The organism is Stenotrophomonas sp. STEN056, assembly GCF_056759635.1.
The window spans coordinates 241,180-258,349 of the sequence record NZ_JBRRDL010000001.1 but is presented as its reverse complement, the minus strand read 5'-3'; the positions used below and the strand labels follow the sequence as shown (position 1 = coordinate 258,349).

The window sequence follows — 17,170 nt, the reverse complement described above, 5'->3', positions numbered from 1 at the left end:
TCGCTCGCGACGGAACGTGAAAGCGTTTCACGCCGTGAGATCGGACAATCGCGTTGGCATGCGTGGTGGGTGAACGGTGGCCTGGGCCTGTTGGCGCTGGTCAGCCTGGCGCCGCTGCTGTGGATGGTGTCGGTGTCGTTCATGCCCAGCGGGCAGGCCTCGCAGTTTCCGCCGCCGCTGCTGCCGGCGCAGACCACACTTGCCAACTATCAGGCGCTGTTCGCGCGCACGGGCATGGGCGCCAACTTCATCAACAGCGTGTTGGTGTCGGTGGGCATCACCCTGGGCTCGTTGCTGTTCAACACGCTGGCCGGTTATGCCTTCGCCAAGCTGCGCTTTGCCGGCCGCGAACGGCTGTTCCAGGTGCTGCTGGCAGCCCTGGTGATTCCGGCACAGGTGGCGATGTTGCCGCTGTTCCTGCTGATGAAGCAGATGGGCCTGGTCAACAGCTTTGGCGGCGTGGTGATTCCGGCCTTGGCCAGCGTGTTCGGCATTTTCCTGGTGCGCCAGTACGCGCGTTCCATTCCCGATGAACTGCTGGAGGCGGCGCGTATCGACGGTGCCAGCGAGGCACGCATCTTCTTCCAGATCGTGCTGCCGATGCTCAAGCCGGTGCTGGTGACCCTGGCCATCTTCACTTTCATGGGCGCATGGAATGACTTCATGTGGCCGTTGATCGTGTTGACCGACCAGGAGCATTACACCTTGCCGGTGGCGCTGGCCAGCCTGTCGCGTGAGCACATCATGGATGTGGAAATGATGATGGCCGGCGCGGTGGTTACGGTGTTGCCGGTGCTGCTGCTGTTCCTGTTGTTGCAGCGTTACTACATCCAGGGTTTGCTGCTGGGCAGCGTCAAGGGATGAATGGGCCAGGTTGCATCGGTGTGGCCGTGGTCTGTTGTCCGCACGATCAAACAACCGCTACGCAGGGCGCCGTTCTCTGCGAAAATCCGGCCCGGGTTGTTGGGCATGAATCGAGATGCTGGTGATGAGCAAGCGCGTTGTCTGTCTGCTTTTTTCTGTGTTGCTGAGCATGGCCTTGCCGGCGACGGCGGCGGTCCTGGCGAAGTTCGATGACGTCAGTGCGTGGCAGCTGGTCACCTCGCCGCAGGTCAGCGGTTCGCTGCGGCCGGTCAGTGGCAACAGCGGGCGTGCGCTGTGCCTGGACTATGACTTCCACGAGGTGTCCGGCTATGTCGGCATCCGTCGTCAGATGGATATCACCTGGCCGGAGAACTACCAGGTCTCTTTCGAGCTGCGTGGCGATTCGCCGGCCAATGACCTGCAGTTCAAGTTGATCGATGCCAGCGGTGACAACGTGTGGTGGGTCAACCGCACCGGCTATCAGTTTCCCAAGCGCTGGACGCGCGTGGACTACCGCAAGCGCCATATCGAAAAGGCGTGGGGCCCGGGTGAGGACAAGACGCTGCGGCGCAGTGCGGCGGTGGAGTTCACCATCTACAGCAAGGTTGGCGGCCGTGGCACGGTCTGCTTTGACCAGCTGACCCTGCAGCCGCTGCCGAAAGAGGACACCACCGCGCTGACCACCGCGGTCATCGCCGACACCGCCACCGCCCTGCAGCAGCGCATCGCCGACGGCAAGCCGGATACGTTCTGGATCAGTGGCGGCGTCAAGCAGCAGACCATCAGCCTGGATCTGGGCAAGGTGCGTGAATTCGGTGGCGCCGTGGTGCAATGGGTGCCGGGCCTGGAAGCGTCACACTATGTGGTGAAAGCCTCACACGATGGCCGTGATTGGCAGAAGCTGCGCGAAATCACCACCGGCAGCGGTGGGCGGGATTGGCTGGCGCTGCCGGAGACCGAGGCGCGCTACCTGCGCTTCGATCTGGTGGATGGCCCCAGCTGGCGCTATGGCATCCGTGACATCAGCCTCAAGCCGCTTTCGTTTGCCAATACGCCCAACGACTTCATCCGCTCGGTCGGGGCCGACCTCCCGCGCGGTTCATTGCCACGCGGCTTCAGCGGCGAACAGCCGTACTGGACGCTGCTCGGCCTGGATGGTGGCCGTGAACAGGCATTGATGAGCGAGGATGGCGCACTGGAAGTGGCCAAGGCCAGCTTCAGTGTCGAACCGTTCGTGGTACTCGACGGCAAGGTGCTGGGGTGGGCCGATGTGCGCACCACGCAGTCGTTGCAGGATGGTTATCTGCCGATTCCTTCGGTTGACTGGAAACACGACCAGTTCGGCCTGCAGGTGACCGGCTTTGTGCAGGGGCAGCCGGATCAGGCGCAGTTGGTTGCACGCTATCGACTGACCAACACCGACAAGGTGGCGCACGAATACACGCTGGCCCTGGCCGTGCGTCCGTTCCAGGTCAACCCGCCCAGTCAGTTCCTCAACACCGTGGGCGGCGTCAGCCGCATCGAGCGGTTGGCGATGCAGGACGGGCGTGTAGCGGTGAACGGCCAGCCGCGTGCGTTCGCACTCACCCGGCCAGACCAGACCTTCGCCAGCACCTTCGACAGCAAGCTGGAGGTCACGCACCTGACCGACAAACAGTTGCCCGGCACGCATGAAGTAAGCGACCCCACCGGGCTGGCATCCGGCGCGATGCTGTACACGCTGAAGCTCGACCCGGGGCAGAGCAGGGAAGTGGCGCTGGTGCTGCCGCAGACGGGGGAATGGCGCATGCCAGCCGCGTTCGATGCAGCCAAGGCGCAGCAGCAGGTTGCAGCGATGTGGCGGCAGAAGCTGGGGCAAGTGCAGTTGCAGGTGCCTGATGCCGGCAAGCCGCTGGCCGACACGCTGCGCACGGCGCTGGCGCACATGCTGATCTCGCGCGTCGGCCCCAGCCTGCAGCCGGGTACACGTTCCTACGCGCGCAGCTGGATCCGCGACGGCGCGATGATTTCAGAAGGCCTGCTGCGGATGGGCCGTGACGATGCGGTGCGCCAGTACGTGGACTGGTACGCGCCGTACCAGTTCGAGAGCGGCATGGTGCCGTGCTGCGTGGATGCCCGCGGCAGCGATCCGGTGCCGGAGAACGACAGCCACGGTGAACTGATCTACACCATCGCCGAGTACTGGCGGCATACCGGCGACCTGGCGTTCCTGCAGCAGATGTGGCCGCATGTGCAGGGCGCATGGAAGTACATGGAAGCGCTGCGTTTGAGCGAGCGCACCGAGGAGAACCGCGCGCGTCACCCGGGTTTCTACGGAATGATGCCGGTGTCGATCAGCCACGAAGGCTATTCGGCCAAGCCGGTGCATTCGTACTGGGATGATTTCTGGGCGTTGCGTGGTTACAAGGACGCGGCCGACATCGCCGCCGCCCTGGAGCTGGAAGAAGAAGCATTGGCGATGGCGGCATCGCGCGACGAGTTCCGCCAGGATCTGAATGACTCGCTGTTGGCGACCATGCGTTCGCACAAGATCGATTTCCTGCCCGGCTCGGTGGAACTGGGCGACTTCGACGCCACCTCAACCACGATTGCCCTGGCGCCGGGCGGTGAGCAGGGGCGTCTGCCGCAGCCTGCGTTGAACAACACCTTCGAGCGGTACTGGGCGCACTTCGTAGAGCGTCGCGATGGCAAGCGCCCGTGGAAGGACTACACGCCTTACGAATGGCGCAATGTCGCTGCCTTCGTGCGCCTGGGCTGGCGCGCACGCGCCAATGAAGCCAGCGATTACTTCTTCAAGGATCGCGCCCCGCAGGGCTGGAACCAGTGGGCTGAAGTGGTGTCTTCAACACCGCGTAAACCGTTCTTTGTCGGCGACCTGCCACACGCCTGGGTGGCATCGGATTTCGTCCGCTCGGCACTGGACATGTTTGCCTACGAGCGCGAAGTGGACAGTGCCATCGTGTTGGCGGCTGGCGTACCCGCGGCATGGTTGACCGGCAAGGGCATCGCCATTGATGGCCTGCATACCGCGCACGGGACAGTGAAGTACAGCCTGGTACGCAGCGACAAGCAGCTGACTTTGCAGGTTCCGGAAGGCCTGCAACTGCAGGCCGGAGGACTGGTGCTGCCGTGGCCGTACGAAGGTGCGCCGGGTGCGGCAACCGTCAACGGCGAGCCGGCCGAATGGATGGCCAACGAGCTGCGCATCACGACCTTGCCGGCCAGGGTGGAGATCGAGATTCCGTCTGAACTGCGGCGCAGCGAGCGGGGCAGGCGCTGATAGGGCGGTCTGGCCCCCTCTCCCCAACCCCTCTCCCGCGAGGGGAGAGGGGCTCTTGATCCTGGCAAGTTGAAACGGTGCTCGCAATTGCAGCTTCCAGAGCCCCTCTCCCCTCGCGGGAGAGGGGTTGGGGAGAGGGGGCTGGCAAGCAGCACCCACCAACAAAGCCCCAAATAAAAACTGCGCCTCGAACTTCGAGGCGCAGCAAGGTAGACGCAGGGGGAGGTTATCTGTCGTCGTACTTGGGAAAACTCAGCCCGCGCGGGCCTGGCGGACGATGGCTGCGGCGGTGGCAGCGGACTGCTTCACCGCGTTCCAGTCGCCGGCCTTGATCCAGGCGTCCTGCACCATCCACGAGCCGCCGATGCACAGCACGTTTTTCTGCGACAGATAGTCGCCTGCAGTTGCTTCGGTGATGCCGCCGGTGGGGCACAGCTTCAATTCCGGAATCGGCCCAGCAACGCCCTTGATCATTGCCAGCCCGCCCACGGCAGTGGCCGGGAACAACTTGCAGATGCGGAAACCGCGCGCGACCAGTGCCAACAGCTCGGTCGGCGTGGCAGCGCCGGGGACCACCGGCAGCGGCGCGTTGGCCAGTGCGTCGGCCATGTGAGCGGGCGTGCCCGGCGTCACCAGGAAATCCGCGCCGGCATCGATGGCGCGCTGCATCTGCTCGACGGTCAGCACCGTGCCAGCACCGACCACCACGTCCGGCAGTTCGCGCTTGAGCATGGCCAGTGCTTCCATCGCCACCGGCGTGCGCAGGGTCAGCTCGATGGCCGGCAAGCCACCTTCCAGCAAGGCACTGCTGACCGCGCGGGCCTGGTCCAGCGTGTGCACGGTGACCACCGGCAGGATGCCTGCGGCGGTGAGAAGCTGCTCGGCGCGGTCCTGGTGTTGGGCAATGCTCATGGTGTTCCTCTGTTGATGCAGTAAGCGCGCCGCGCTGGGCGGCGCGCGGGGATCATGCGTCGTTTGCTTCGTGCGGTGCGCCAGCGGCGGCCGCATCGTGGCCGAGTTCGTACTCGGCGTCGTATTCCCACACGCTGCCGTCCGGGCGCGCCGGGCCGCAGGAAATGGACACTGCACCCTGGTCGGCCGGGCCGACCATGCGGCGGTTCATGGCGAACAGGTTGCGGCCCATGTCGTTGCCGGCCGGCGCGGTGTTGGCGGCGATGCCGCGCGATGCCCATTCGGCGGGGTCGACCAGCACTTCCAGGGTGCCGGCTTCACCGTCCAGGCGAATGATGTCGCCTTCGCGCACGCGGGCGATGGAGCCGCCGCGCGCCGCTTCCGGAGTGACGTGGATGGCGGCCGGGATCTTGCCCGATGCGCCGGACAGGCGGCCATCGGTGACCAGCGCCACGCGCCGGCCCTGGTTCTGCAGCAGGCCCAGCAGCGGTGCGAGTGAATGCAGTTCCGGCATGCCGTTGGCGCGCGGGCCCTGGTAACGCACCACGGCCACGAAGTCGTGCGGAAGGGCGCCGGCTGCGTGCAGCTTGTTCAACACCTGCGGCGCATCCACCACCACGGCCGGGGCCTCGATGGTGCGGTACTGCGGCTTCACTGCCGACAGCTTGATCAGCGAGTTGCCGATGTTGCCCTTGAGCAGGCGCAGGCCGCCCTGTGCCTCGAACGGGTTGGAGGCCGGGCGCACCACGTCCTCGTCGGCGCTCTCGGCCACGGCGGGCACGTAGCTCACCTTGCCGTCGATCAGGCGCGGCTCCTGTGCGAAGGCGCGCATGCCGCCTTCGGCGATGGTGACCAGGTCGTCATGCATCAGCCCGGCGTCCATCAGCTCGCGGAACACGAAGCCCGGGCCGCCGGCAGCGGCAAAGCGGTTCACGTCGGCCTCGCCGTTCGGGTAGACGCGGGCCAGCAATGGCACGATCTGCGACAGCTCGTCCATGTCGTCCCAAGTCAAGACGATGCCAGCGGCGCGCGCGACAGCGATCCAGTGGATGGTGTGGTTGGTGGAGCCGCCGGTGGCCATCAGTGCGACCACCGCGTTGACGATGGCGCGTTCGTCGATCAGGTGGCCGAACGGGCGGAAGTCGTCACCCAGCGCGCAGATTTCCAGTGCGCGCACTGTGGCGGCGCGGGTCAGCGCATCGCGCAGCGGCATTTCCGGGTTGACGAACGACGAGCCCGGCAACTGCACGCCCATCGCTTCCAGCAACACCTGGTTGGAGTTGGCGGTGCCGTAGAAGGTGCAGGTGCCCGGGCCGTGGTAGGAGGCCGATTCGGCTTCCAGCAGTTCTTCGCGGGTAGCTTCGCCGGCGGCGTAGCGCTCGCGCACTTCGGCTTTTTTCTTGTTGGGGATGCCCGGCGTCATCGGCCCGGCCGGCACGAACACCGCCGGCAGGTGGCCAAAGGCCAGTGCGCCGATCAGCAGGCCCGGCACGATCTTGTCGCACACGCCCAGGTAGACGGTGGCGTCGAACATGTCGTGGCTAAGACCAATCGCGGTGGCCTGGGCAATGATGTCGCGCGAGAACAGCGACAGCTCCATGCCGCCGCGGCCCTGGGTGACGCCATCACACATGGCCGGCACGGCGCCGGCGACCTGTGCGGTGGCGCCCACTTCGCGTGCGGCCTGGCGCATCAATTCGGGGTAGTGCTCGAACGGCTGGTGCGCCGACAGCATGTCGTTGTAGGCGGTAATGATGCCCAGGTTCGGGGTGACGTCACCGCGCAGCCGGCCCTTGTCGGTTGGCCCGCACGCGGCGAAGCCATGGGCGAGGTTGCCGCAGCTCAGGCGCGAGCGGAACGGACCCTCGCGCAGGGCGGCATCAATGCCCGCCAGATAAGCCGCGCGCGACGGCGCGCTACGCTGGCGGATGCGTTCGGTGATGACGTGGATCTTCGGATGCAGGTTCATTGGCTTTCAGGCTGGGAACGGGGAGTAGGGAACCGGAAAACACGGTTCATGCATGCTGCGGGCGTTGCTGCTGGCTTGGCGTTGATCTGCCGGTAAAAGGGAACGGCAGGCGTCTTCCATTCCCCGTTCCCGATTCTCCAGTCCCGGCTTTTCAAGGTGCCCAGTGCACGCGGAGTTTGCTTCCTGGTGCGTTGACTGCAGCCAATACCGGGTAGGTATGCACGTCGCCGGAGTCGAGCGCGGCGTTGAGTATGTCCAGTTTCTGGTGGCCGCGCAGCAACAGCAGGCGGTTGCTGATGGGGGCAAGACCATGCGGCGTCAGGGTGATGCGCAGGTGCCAGTCCTTGGCCACCGGGCAGCCAGTGGCATCCAATGATGCATAAGGCTGGTTGCTCTGCAGCACGCGGTCCAGGTCGCGCGAGCCCGGGAACAGCGATGCGGTGTGGCCATCGTTGCCCATGCCCAGCACCACCAGGCATGCCGGCTGCGAGTGTGCGGCCAGCAGGTTGGCGTTGTGCACGCACTCGGCAATGGGCAGGCCCACGCGTACCAGCGGATCGAAGTGCGCACCTTCGGCCAGGTTCATGAAGCTGTTGCGCACCAGCCAGGCATTGCTGTCCTGGTCCTGGGGCGACAACCAGCGCTCGTCGGCCAGGCCCACTTCGATGCGTGCCCACTCCAGTGGTTGCTCGGCAAGCCGCTCATAGATGTGCGCAGGGGTGGTGCCGCCGGAGAGCAGCATGCGCGCGCGACCACGCTCCTGGATTTCCCGGGTGAGGATCGTCTCCATCTCCTTGGTCACGTCTTCGATCCATTCGGCCTCGTTGGCGTGGCGAATGAGCGTGATGCGGTCGGATACGGCGGCGGTCATTGGGTTACTCCAGAGGCGACCCGCTGCATGTCCACCGCGTAGGCGGCGGCACCGAGCAGTCCGGGGCAGGGGTGGATGATGGCCATGGACGGAATCTGCGACATGGTCGCGGAGAACCGGCCCTTGCTCTCGAAACGTTGGCGGAAGCCGGAATGCTGCAGCTCATGCAGCAGGCGCGGGACCAGCCCGCCGGTCAGGAATACGCCGTCCCAGGCGCCCTGCACCAGTACGGCGTCGCCGGCGACGGCGCCGAATACTTCCAGGAACACTTCCACGGCGCGTGTGGCCACTGCATCGCCCTGCGATGCGCGGGCGGTGACATCGGCCGGCTGCAGGTGCCCCGGGTCAGTGCCTGCGATTTCGCTCAGGGCGCGGTGGATGTTGACCAGGCCGGGGCCGCAGACCAGCCGCTCGTTGGAGACGCGGCCGAACTGCGCCGAGAGGATTTCCAGAATGCGGATCTGCTCCGGCGAGGCCGGCGCGAAGCTGGCGTGGCCGCCTTCGGTGGCCAGCGGATAATTGCGGCCATCACGCGCCACCAGGCCGCCAACGCCAAGGCCGGTGCCCGGGCCGAGCACGCAGTAATTGCGCGGCTCGCCGTGGGGCGCAGGTGCCCAGCTGGCGCCGCCGATCTGCACCACATCCTCCGTCCCGAGCAGGGCAATGGACATGGCCTGGGCAACGAAATCGTTGATCAGGTACAGCTGCTCGAAACCCAGCTGCGCGGCGGTGCGTGAGCGCGAAATAACCCACGGATGATTGGTGATGCGAGCCTCGTCGCCCTCCACCCGGCCAGCCACGGCAAAGACGCCACCGCTGGCGGTTGCGCCTTGTTGTTGCAGGTAATGCGCGGCGGCATCGGCCAGTGAGGCGAACTCGGTGACCGGGTATTTTTCGATGCTGCCCTGGTCCAGCGGAACACTGGCGGCAAGGTCCGCCAGTGCAAAGCGTGCGTTGGTGCCGCCGATATCGGCGACCAACACCGTGTTCGCCGCTTGCTTCACGGCGTGGATTCCGCGCGGTTATCCGCCACGATGGCGGCGGGCAGGAACTGGTGGGCCTGCGACGGGCCCCAGCCACCGGCCGGGTAGGGTTCCATCGGCAGGCTGCTGGCCTTCCATGCGTCGCTGACGCTGTCGATCCAGGCCCAGGCCGCGCGCACTTCGTCATCGCGGACGAACAGCGCGTGGTTGCCGTTGAAGGCATCCAGGAACAGGCGCTCGTAGGCAATGCGGCGGTGCAGGCCGGTGGGTACCGACAGCTCCAGCTCCAGCGGCTGCAGCTCCAGCGCGCCCCATTCCGGGCCGGCCAGCGAACTCATCAGGCCGAGCTGGATGTTCTCCTGCGGCTGCAGCTGGAAGGTCAGACGGTTGGGCGTGGCAGCCTTGCGGTCGGGCCGCTCGAACAGCCAATGCGTCACCGGCTTGAGGTTGACCTCGATGCGCGTGGTGCGCTCGGGCAGGCGCTTGCCGGTGACCAGGTGGAACGGCACCCCGGCCCAGCGCCAGTTGTCGATATGCGCGGTGACGCCGACAAAGGTTTCGGCCTCGCTGCCTTCCGGCGGCTGGTAAGCCTGTGCCGGCTGGCCGTTGATGGTGCCGGCGGTGTAGCGGCCGCGCACCGAATCCTTGGCCGCATGCTTGGCGTCGAGCGGGCGCAGTGCGCGCAGCACCTTCACCTTTTCATCGCGGATGCGGTCGGCCTCCAGCGAAGCCGGCGGCTCCATTGCCACCAGACACAGCAGCTGCAGGATGTGGCTCTGCACCATGTCACGCAGCGCGCCGGAGCGGGAGTAGTAGGAGTCGCGGCCGTCCACGCCATCGCTCTCGGCCACCATGATGTGCACCGACTCGATGAAGTTGCGGTTCCAGACCGCCTCCAGCAGCGTGTTGCCGAAGCGCAGCGCCATCAGGTTCTGCACCGCGGCCTTGCCCAGGTAGTGATCCAGACGGAACACGCGGTCCTCGTCGACCAGCTTGCCGATGGACTGCAGGATCTCCTCGGCACTGTCGCTGTCCGAGCCGATCGGCTTTTCCAGCATCAGGCGGTTGGGAGCGGTCAGCGCGCCGCCCAGGGCCAGGCCTTCACAGGTGGAGATGTACAGGCCCGGCGGGATCGCCAGGTAGCTCACGCAGCGGCGGTGCACCAGGTCCTTGACCGCTTCGGCCACCGATTCGGCATTGCGCAGGTCCACCGAGCGGTAGTCGATGCGGCGCAGCAGGTTGTTGATGTCTTCCTGGCTGGCCTGCGGCATGGCCTGTTCAAGCCGGGGCCGCAGCAGGTCGCGGAACTTGTCGGTGTCATGCGGCGACAACGCCAGCGCACGCACGCGGAAGTCTTCCGGAAGCAGGCCATCGCCGAGCAGGCGCAACAGGGAGGGGAACAGATAGCGCTGGGCCAGATCACCTGTGGCACCGAACAGGAAGAGGGTGTCGTGCATGGTTCGAGTTTCGTGTGCTGGTGACATCGTTGTCAATTGCTCGTCATCGGGCGCAAAGCCAGTGGGCGGCGTATGTTCGGGTAGTGGCGGGGCCGGGTGCCGCCTCGGTAGGTGTCTGCAGTTCGCAAGGCGGCAGCGCGGGGAGCTTTCGACTGTCCCCGGCCGCTTGGGCCATCTTTAGAATGCAAGGGCGATGGTGCCATATGAATATGCTTACCGTGCACTCGGTTTCCGATGTATACGATTGCAGTGTTTCGATGACAGTCGCCAGATCATTGCAATGACGGCAATTGCGGGTCGGTGTCGCGCGATGTTGAAGAGGTGAAGATGGCTAAGGTTCGTTTTGACGGGGTGCGCAAGGTCTACGACAACGGCCAGGTCGCCGTGCAGGGGGCAAGTTTCGACATCGCCGACGGCGAGCTGGTAGTGCTGGTGGGGCCCTCCGGCTGCGGCAAGTCCACGCTGCTGCGCATGGTGGCCGGGCTGGAGGAGATCAGTGCGGGCACGCTGAGCATCGGCGACCAGGTGGTCAATGACGTGGCGCCGAAGGACCGCGACATTGCCATGGTGTTCCAGAACTACGCGCTGTATCCGCATATGACCGTTGCCGGCAACCTTGCCTTTGGCCTGAAGCTGCGTGGCCTGGGCAAGGCCGAAGTGCAGCGACGGGTGCACGATGCTGCCGAGGCGCTGGGGCTGACCTCCATGCTCGACAAGCTGCCGCGCGCCATGTCCGGCGGCCAGCGTCAGCGCGTTGCCCTGGGCCGGGCGCTGGTGCGTGAGCCGGAGGTGTTCCTGCTGGACGAACCGCTGTCAAACCTGGACGCGAAACTGCGGCACTCGGTGCGTACCGAAATCGCGCAACTGCACCGCAAACTCGGCACCACCATGATCTACGTCACCCACGACCAGGTCGAGGCAATGACCCTGGGCCAGCGCATCGTGGTGCTCAACGAGGGTGTGATCCAGCAGATCGACACACCGATGGCGCTTTATGACCGGCCTGCGAATCTGTTCGTTGCCGGTTTTCTGGGCAGCCCGGCGATGAACATGCTGCGCGGTGTCGCCCGGCGCGGCGATGACGGCGAAGTGTTGTTGCGGCTGGAGGGCGGCCAGGATGTCCCGCTGGGCCCTGCTGCGGTGCCGGAGCACGGGTTGGGGCGCGAGCTGGTGGTCGGCGTGCGTCCGGAACACCTGCAACCTAGCGTCGGCAATGCATCGTTCCGCGCACGGATTGAAGGGCTGGAGCCGGTGGGTAATGAGATCTTCGTGAATCTGAGCCTGGCCGGGCAGGCGCTGGTGATGCGGGTGCCGCCGCAGGCCTTGCCGGCACTGGGGCAGGAGATTGCCGTCGCCGTTGCACCTGCCGCCCTGCATTTCTTCGATCCGGCCAGCGGGCAGCGGCTGGAGGGCTGAGTACCCGGAGGGCGGGGCGGTGCCCCGCCAGTGCATCAGCGGCTCAGCGGGCCAGTCCGTCCAACAGCGGTTCGATCCGCGCAGGATTGCCATCCACCTGCAGTTCGGCTTCGGCCAGTTCCAGCGGCAGCACGGCAAGTGCGAGGCCGCCGGCGCTGCTTGCGATGGTGCCGATGTTGCTGCCGTTCTGGGTGACTGAGGTGCCCGCTACCGGCTCCCCGGGCATGTGCAGCAGCGCAACCGAACGCTTGGCCTTGCCTAGGAAGTGGGTGCGGGCAACGATTTCCTGCCCGGGGTAGCAGCCCTTCTTGACGCTGTATGCCGCGAGCCGGTCCAGCCCCAACTGCTGCGGTGTCCACGCCTCGCGCTGGTCTTCCACCAGGCGGGGCAGGCCGAAGCGGAGGTCGCTCTGGCGCCAGGCAAGGTCAGTGGCCGGATCGTGAGCCTCATCCGCTGCCGGGCCGATGTGGAGCGTGCGTGCAAGCGCGGGGCTGCCGACGTCCAGCTCGATTACGCCACCTTCCAGCACGTGCATGGTTGCGCCACGCGCAGTGGTTGGCGCAACAAAGGCGCCGCGTGCCACCAGCGCGGTGGCGTGGCTGACGCTGAGCTTGCGCCGGAACACAAAGCGTCGCAGTTGCTCGGCCATGGCCTCCGCGCCGCCATCGTGGCAGACCAGCAGCAGGTTCTGCGCGTCCACCCGCAACAGCTGGAAGATAGACAGCACGCGGCCCTTGGCGTTGAGCCAGGTGCTCCATTGCCAATGATTGTCAGCCAGGCCCGGCACGTCGTTGGAGAACTGCGCCTGCGCGAATGCGACGCAATCCGGCCCGGAAAGGCTCACCAGCTGCGGTGAGGACAATGTGCGGAAACCGCTGAAAGCAGGGGCGAGGTTGTCAGACACGAGTGTGAGGACTAAAATTTGTGCGTTGCGAGACCGACAATGATAGGACAAACAACCCCCACTCCCGAGACCGAAGCTGAAGCCCCGCTGGCCCCCGAGAAGCAACCGCTTCCCGAGGCCGGAACGGTGCCGGAGGAATTCGGTGGTCGCGGCGGACTCGATCCGGTGCGATATGGCGATTGGGAGAAAAACGGGCGCTGCATCGATTTTTGAGCAGCGTTGAGCCAACGCGGCGTCGTGCCGCCCAGCCGAGATAACGAGTCAGCGAATGGCGAACAGACCCCGCCCCCTTTCTCCGCACCTGCAGGTGTACCGCTGGCAGATCCAGATGGCCACCTCGATCCTGCATCGAGCCACCGGCATCATTCTGGCTGTCGGCGCCCTGATCATCGCGGGCGGTTTGCTCGCCCTGATGATGGGCCCTGAGTCCTGGAACTGCTTCACCACCCACGCCAGCGCCTGGTACGGGAAGGTGATCCTGTTCGGTTGGACCTGGTGCTTCGCCTACCACCTGTGCAATGGCATCCGCCACATCGTGCAGGACTTCGCCATTGGCTACGCCAAGGCTACCTTCATCCGCAGCAGCTGGATGTCGGTGATTGCCTCGCTGGTCATCACCGCGCTGATCTGGGCCTATGTCTGCATGGGAGCGACCGCATGAGCAAGTTCCGTACCCCGCTCAAGAATGCACGCGGCCTGGGCAGCTCCAAGTCCGGTACCGAGCATTTCATCCACCAGCGCCTGACCGCCACCGCGCTGGTCGCACTGACCATCTGGTTCCTGTGTCTGGTGCTGAGCCTGATCGGCGCCAATTACGTCACCGCCGTGGACACCCTTTCCAAGCCGTGGAACGCAATCCTGCTGGTTGGCTTCCTGGTCGCCATGTTCTGGCACGCCCAGCTTGGCCTGCAGGTGGTCCTTGAGGACTACATCCACAATTCGCTGATGGCCCTGGCCCTGCAGACCACGGTCAAGTTCATTGCCGTGCTCGGCGCCATCGTCAGCATCTTTGCGGTCGCCCGCATCGTGTTTGGGAACTGATACATGTCCGCTTACAACATCACTGAACACAAGGTCGACATGGTGGTCGTCGGCGCCGGCGGCGCTGGCCTGCGTGCGACCTTCGGCCTGGCCCAGAAGGGCCTGCAGACCGTCTGCATCACCAAGGTCTTCCCGACCCGCTCGCATACCGTTGCAGCGCAGGGTGGCATTTCCGCCGCGCTGGCCAACATGGGCGAGGACGACTGGCGTTACCACTTCTACGACACCATCAAGGGTTCGGATTGGCTGGGCGACCAGGACGCCATCGAGTACATGTGCCGCGAGGCCATCCCGGCCATCATCGAACTGGAGCACTACGGCGTTCCGTTCTCGCGTACCGAAGAAGGCAAGATCTACCAGCGTCCGTTTGGTGGCATGACCACCAAGTACGGGGAAGGCCCGTCCGCGCAGCGTACCTGCGCCGCGGCCGACCGTACCGGCCACGCCATCCTGCACACCCTGTACCAGCAGTCGCTGGCACACAACGCGCAGTTCATGATCGAGTACTTCGCACTCGACCTGATCTTCGACGACGAAGGCGTCTGCCGTGGCGTGCTTGCCCTGGACATGGCCGAAGGCACCCTGCACCTGTTCCGTTCGCAGGGCGTGGTGCTGGCCACCGGCGGTTACGGCCGCGCCTACTTCAGCGCCACCTCGGCGCACACCTGCACGGGTGACGGCGGTGGCCTGGTGGCCCGTGCCGGCCTGCCGCTGCAGGACATGGAATTCGTGCAGTTCCACCCGACCGGCATCTACGGTGCCGGCTGCTTGATCACCGAAGGTGTGCGAGGCGAGGGCGGCATCCTGCGCAACAGCAGCGGCGAGCGCTTCATGGAGCGCTACGCACCGCACTACAAGGACTTGGCATCGCGTGACGTGGTTTCGCGTTCGATGACCATCGAAATCCGCGAAGGCCGCGGCGTCGGCGAGCACAAGGATCACATCCTGCTCGACCTGACCCACCTGGGCCCGGGCGTGATCGACGACAAGCTGCCGGGTATCGCTGAAAGCGCACGCATCTTCGCGGGCGTGGACGTGCACAAGCAGCCGATCCCGGTCATCCCGACCGTCCACTACAACATGGGCGGCATTCCGACCAACTACCACGGTGAAGTGGTGCGCAAGGTCGGCGACAACCCCGATGCAGTGGTGCCGGGCTTGTACGCCATCGGCGAAGCGGCCTGTGTGTCCGTGCACGGTGCCAACCGTCTGGGCTCCAACTCGCTGCTCGACCTGGTGGTGTTCGGCCGCGCCGTGGCCAACCGCTGCGCCGAGACGATCAAGCCCGGTGCCGCGCACAAGACCCTGCCGTCGGACGCCTGCGACAAGGCGCTGGGGCTGCTGGACAAGCTGCGCCACGCCAATGGCGATACGCCGACCTCGGTCATCCGCGACAACATGCAGCGCACCATGCAGAACGATGCTGCGGTGTTCCGCACCAGCAAGACCCTGGAAGAGGGCTGCCAGAAGATGGCCCAGGTGTTCGATTCGTTCCAGGACGTCAAGGTTTCCGACCGCTCGCTGGTCTGGAACTCGGACCTGATCGAAACCTACGAGCTGAACAACCTGCTGCTCAACGCCGTGGCCACCATCAACTCGGCCGAGCAGCGCAAGGAAAGCCGCGGCGCGCATGCGCACGAGGACTACCCGGACCGCGACGACGTCAACTGGCAGAAGCACACGCTGGTCACCGTCGATGACAAGGGCAAGTGCAGCTTCGATTACCGCCCGGTGCACATGTACACGCTCAGCGATGACGTGTCCGTGGTGCCGCCGAAGCCGCGCGTCTACTGATCCGGGGAACCTACGAACATGGCTGAATTTGCACTTCCGAAGAACTCCCGGTTGACCAAGGGCAAGCACTTCCCCGCCAAGAGCGGTGCGAAGAACACGCGTACCTTCAAGATCTACCGCTGGAGCCCCGACGACGACCAGAATCCGCGTACCGACACCTACGAGATCGATCTCGATGCGTGCGGCCCGATGGTTCTGGACGCGCTGATCAAGATCAAGAACGAAATTGATCCGACCCTGACCTTCCGCCGCTCCTGCCGCGAAGGTATCTGCGGTTCGTGCGCGATGAACATCGACGGCACCAACACCCTGGCCTGCACCCGCGCCATTGCCGATTGCGGCAAGGCCGAAGTGCCGATCTACCCGCTGCCGCACATGGACGTGGTCAAGGATCTGGTTCCGGACCTGACCCACTTCTATGCGCAGTACGCATCGATCAAGCCGTGGATCCGTACCCAGACCCCGGCACCGCCGGACCGTGAGCGCCTGCAGTCGCCGGACGACCGCAAGAAGCTCGATGGCCTGTACGAGTGCATTCTGTGCGCCTGCTGCTCGACCAGCTGCCCGAGCTACTGGTGGAACGGCGAGCGTTACCTGGGCCCGGCAATCCTGCTGCAGGCGTACCGCTGGATCATCGATTCGCGTGATGAAGACACGGGTGCGCGCCTGGACGATCTGGAAGATCCGTTCAAGCTGTACCGCTGCCACACCATCATGAACTGCGCACGCACCTGCCCGAAGGGCTTGAACCCGGCACTGGCAATTGCCGAGATCAAGAAGCTGATGATGGCGCGCCGCGCTTAAGGCGCGGTTGCTCCGGTGCAAACCGGGCTGCCCGCTTTTGATTTGCGGTTGATTTACCTTCTCCCGCCTGCGGGAGAAGGTGCCCCGAAGGGGCGGATGAGGGGAGCTTTTGAAGTTGCCTCTTGCTGGACTCCGAGTGCTGTTCTGGAATTGCTCCATGAGCTGCCCTCACCCCAACCCCTCTCCCGCCTAGCGGGAGAGGGGCTTAAGCTCAGAGCCATGCAGACCGAAGACGACATCCTGTTGAAGAAGCTGCGCTGGCGCTGCCGTCGCGGCATGCGTGAGCTTGACCAACTGTTCGGCCGTTATCTTGACCGCCGTTGGGCGGAAGCACCTGAGGCCGAGCGCGCGATTTTCCTGCAGTTGCTGGGCACCGAAGACGATAAGTTGTGGCGCTGGTCGATGGGCTACGAGGCTTGTCCGAATGCACCGCAGGCACAACTCCTGGAATACATCCGCTCCCTTCCGGTGTGACTGGCAGCCCTCGCGCTGGCTGATCAGTGCACTCATCCTGCTGGGAGTGCTGGGCGCCATTGCCGCCTTCAACTGCGATCTTGAACCGAGCCAAGCCTGGCCACTGGCAGTGGCGGCAGTGACGTGGGCAGGGCTGCTGGCGCGCAAGGAGCATCGTCGGCCTGCGTGCAGCCTGCTGGTTCCCTCGCCACCGGGTACGGCCCGGCTCGACGGCGAGCCGCTGGAAAGCATGGAGCTGCTTGAGCGCGGGCCACTGCTGATGTTGCGCTGGCGCACCCTCAAGGGCCGGGGAGTGCTGCTGTTCTGGCCGGATACCCTGCCAGCGATGCGCAGACGTGAACTGCGTCTGGCCGTTCGTGCCCATGCCGTTTCCCGCAAAGCGGAGACAATGGCACCATAGC

16 protein-coding genes are annotated in these 17,170 nt (G+C 65.2%); 10 read left to right on the top strand and 6 right to left on the bottom strand.

The window, feature by feature from the left end; translation table 11 throughout:
- Positions 1-39: 39 nt before the first annotated feature.
- Together ACVOLO_RS01300 and ACVOLO_RS01295 are read left to right on the top strand one after the other, a co-directional pair.
- Complete coding sequence (locus tag ACVOLO_RS01300) at positions 40-864, top strand: carbohydrate ABC transporter permease (RefSeq protein ID WP_481568493.1); 825 nt, start codon at positions 40-42, stop codon at positions 862-864.
- A gap of 124 nt (positions 865-988) precedes the next feature.
- Positions 989-4,144, top strand: a complete 3,156-nt coding sequence (locus tag ACVOLO_RS01295) for a discoidin domain-containing protein (RefSeq protein WP_481568458.1) — start codon at positions 989-991, stop codon at positions 4,142-4,144.
- 252 nt (positions 4,145-4,396) lie between these two features.
- Here ACVOLO_RS01295 and eda read toward each other — a convergent pair whose 3' ends face one another.
- The 5 genes from eda to zwf all read right to left on the bottom strand — a co-directional run bounded on the left by eda (position 4,397) and on the right by zwf (position 10,336).
- Positions 4,397-5,056 carry a bifunctional 4-hydroxy-2-oxoglutarate aldolase/2-dehydro-3-deoxy-phosphogluconate aldolase gene (gene eda / locus ACVOLO_RS01290; protein ID WP_481568457.1) on the bottom strand — a complete coding sequence of 220 codons (660 nt, stop codon included), beginning with the start codon at positions 5,054-5,056 and terminating at the stop codon, positions 4,397-4,399.
- 52 nt (positions 5,057-5,108) lie between these two features.
- Entirely contained in the window at positions 5,109-7,025 is a 1,917-nt protein-coding gene (gene edd / locus ACVOLO_RS01285) for a phosphogluconate dehydratase (protein WP_481568456.1), read from the bottom strand.
- 151 nt (positions 7,026-7,176) lie between these two features.
- Positions 7,177-7,896 carry a 6-phosphogluconolactonase gene (pgl, locus tag ACVOLO_RS01280; RefSeq protein WP_481568455.1) on the bottom strand — a complete coding sequence of 240 codons (720 nt, stop codon included), beginning with the start codon at positions 7,894-7,896 and terminating at the stop codon, positions 7,177-7,179.
- Positions 7,893-8,900 (bottom strand): glucokinase, encoded by a 1,008-nt coding sequence (glk, locus tag ACVOLO_RS01275; protein WP_481568454.1) that lies wholly within the window; start codon positions 8,898-8,900, stop codon positions 7,893-7,895. The genes pgl and glk overlap by 4 nt, the downstream gene beginning before the upstream one ends.
- Positions 8,897-10,336: a glucose-6-phosphate dehydrogenase gene (gene zwf, locus ACVOLO_RS01270; RefSeq protein ID WP_481568453.1), complete on the bottom strand. Its 1,440-nt coding sequence runs from the start codon at positions 10,334-10,336 to the stop codon at positions 8,897-8,899. The genes glk and zwf overlap by 4 nt, the downstream gene beginning before the upstream one ends.
- Positions 10,337-10,663: 327 nt before the next feature.
- Here zwf and ACVOLO_RS01265 point away from each other — a divergent pair, with 327 nt between their 5' ends.
- On the top strand, positions 10,664-11,752 hold the full coding sequence (locus ACVOLO_RS01265) for an ABC transporter ATP-binding protein (RefSeq protein ID WP_481568452.1): 1,089 nt from the start codon (positions 10,664-10,666) through the stop codon (positions 11,750-11,752).
- Positions 11,753-11,795: 43 nt separating this feature from the next.
- Here the strand turns inward: ACVOLO_RS01265 and ygfZ are convergent, their stop codons facing one another.
- Positions 11,796-12,656, bottom strand: a complete 861-nt coding sequence (ygfZ, locus tag ACVOLO_RS01260; RefSeq protein ID WP_481568451.1) for a CAF17-like 4Fe-4S cluster assembly/insertion protein YgfZ — start codon at positions 12,654-12,656, stop codon at positions 11,796-11,798.
- 39 nt (positions 12,657-12,695) lie between these two features.
- Here ygfZ and ACVOLO_RS01255 point away from each other — a divergent pair, with 39 nt between their 5' ends.
- The 7 genes from ACVOLO_RS01255 to ACVOLO_RS01225 all read left to right on the top strand — a co-directional run bounded on the left by ACVOLO_RS01255 (position 12,696) and on the right by ACVOLO_RS01225 (position 17,169).
- Positions 12,696-12,869: a DUF1674 domain-containing protein gene (locus ACVOLO_RS01255; RefSeq protein WP_431596116.1), complete on the top strand. Its 174-nt coding sequence runs from the start codon at positions 12,696-12,698 to the stop codon at positions 12,867-12,869.
- A gap of 55 nt (positions 12,870-12,924) precedes the next feature.
- Positions 12,925-13,317 (top strand): succinate dehydrogenase, cytochrome b556 subunit, encoded by a 393-nt coding sequence (gene sdhC / locus ACVOLO_RS01250; protein WP_481568450.1) that lies wholly within the window; start codon positions 12,925-12,927, stop codon positions 13,315-13,317.
- Positions 13,314-13,697, top strand: a complete 384-nt coding sequence (sdhD, locus tag ACVOLO_RS01245; RefSeq protein ID WP_481568449.1) for a succinate dehydrogenase, hydrophobic membrane anchor protein — start codon at positions 13,314-13,316, stop codon at positions 13,695-13,697. Before sdhC ends, sdhD begins: the two co-directional genes overlap by 4 nt.
- Before the next feature lie 3 nt (positions 13,698-13,700).
- The gene (gene sdhA / locus ACVOLO_RS01240; protein WP_481568448.1) at positions 13,701-15,491 is read left to right on the top strand and encodes a succinate dehydrogenase flavoprotein subunit; all 1,791 of its coding nucleotides are present in this window, start codon (positions 13,701-13,703) and stop codon (positions 15,489-15,491) included.
- Between the two features lie 18 nt (positions 15,492-15,509).
- Positions 15,510-16,295, top strand: a complete 786-nt coding sequence (locus ACVOLO_RS01235; RefSeq protein WP_481568447.1) for a succinate dehydrogenase iron-sulfur subunit — start codon at positions 15,510-15,512, stop codon at positions 16,293-16,295.
- Positions 16,296-16,514: 219 nt separating this feature from the next.
- Positions 16,515-16,769 carry an FAD assembly factor SdhE gene (locus ACVOLO_RS01230; protein ID WP_481568446.1) on the top strand — a complete coding sequence of 85 codons (255 nt, stop codon included), beginning with the start codon at positions 16,515-16,517 and terminating at the stop codon, positions 16,767-16,769.
- A 46-nt stretch (positions 16,770-16,815) separates the two neighbouring features.
- On the top strand, positions 16,816-17,169 hold the full coding sequence (locus ACVOLO_RS01225) for a hypothetical protein (RefSeq protein WP_481568445.1): 354 nt from the start codon (positions 16,816-16,818) through the stop codon (positions 17,167-17,169).
- Position 17,170: the final 1 nt, after the last annotated feature.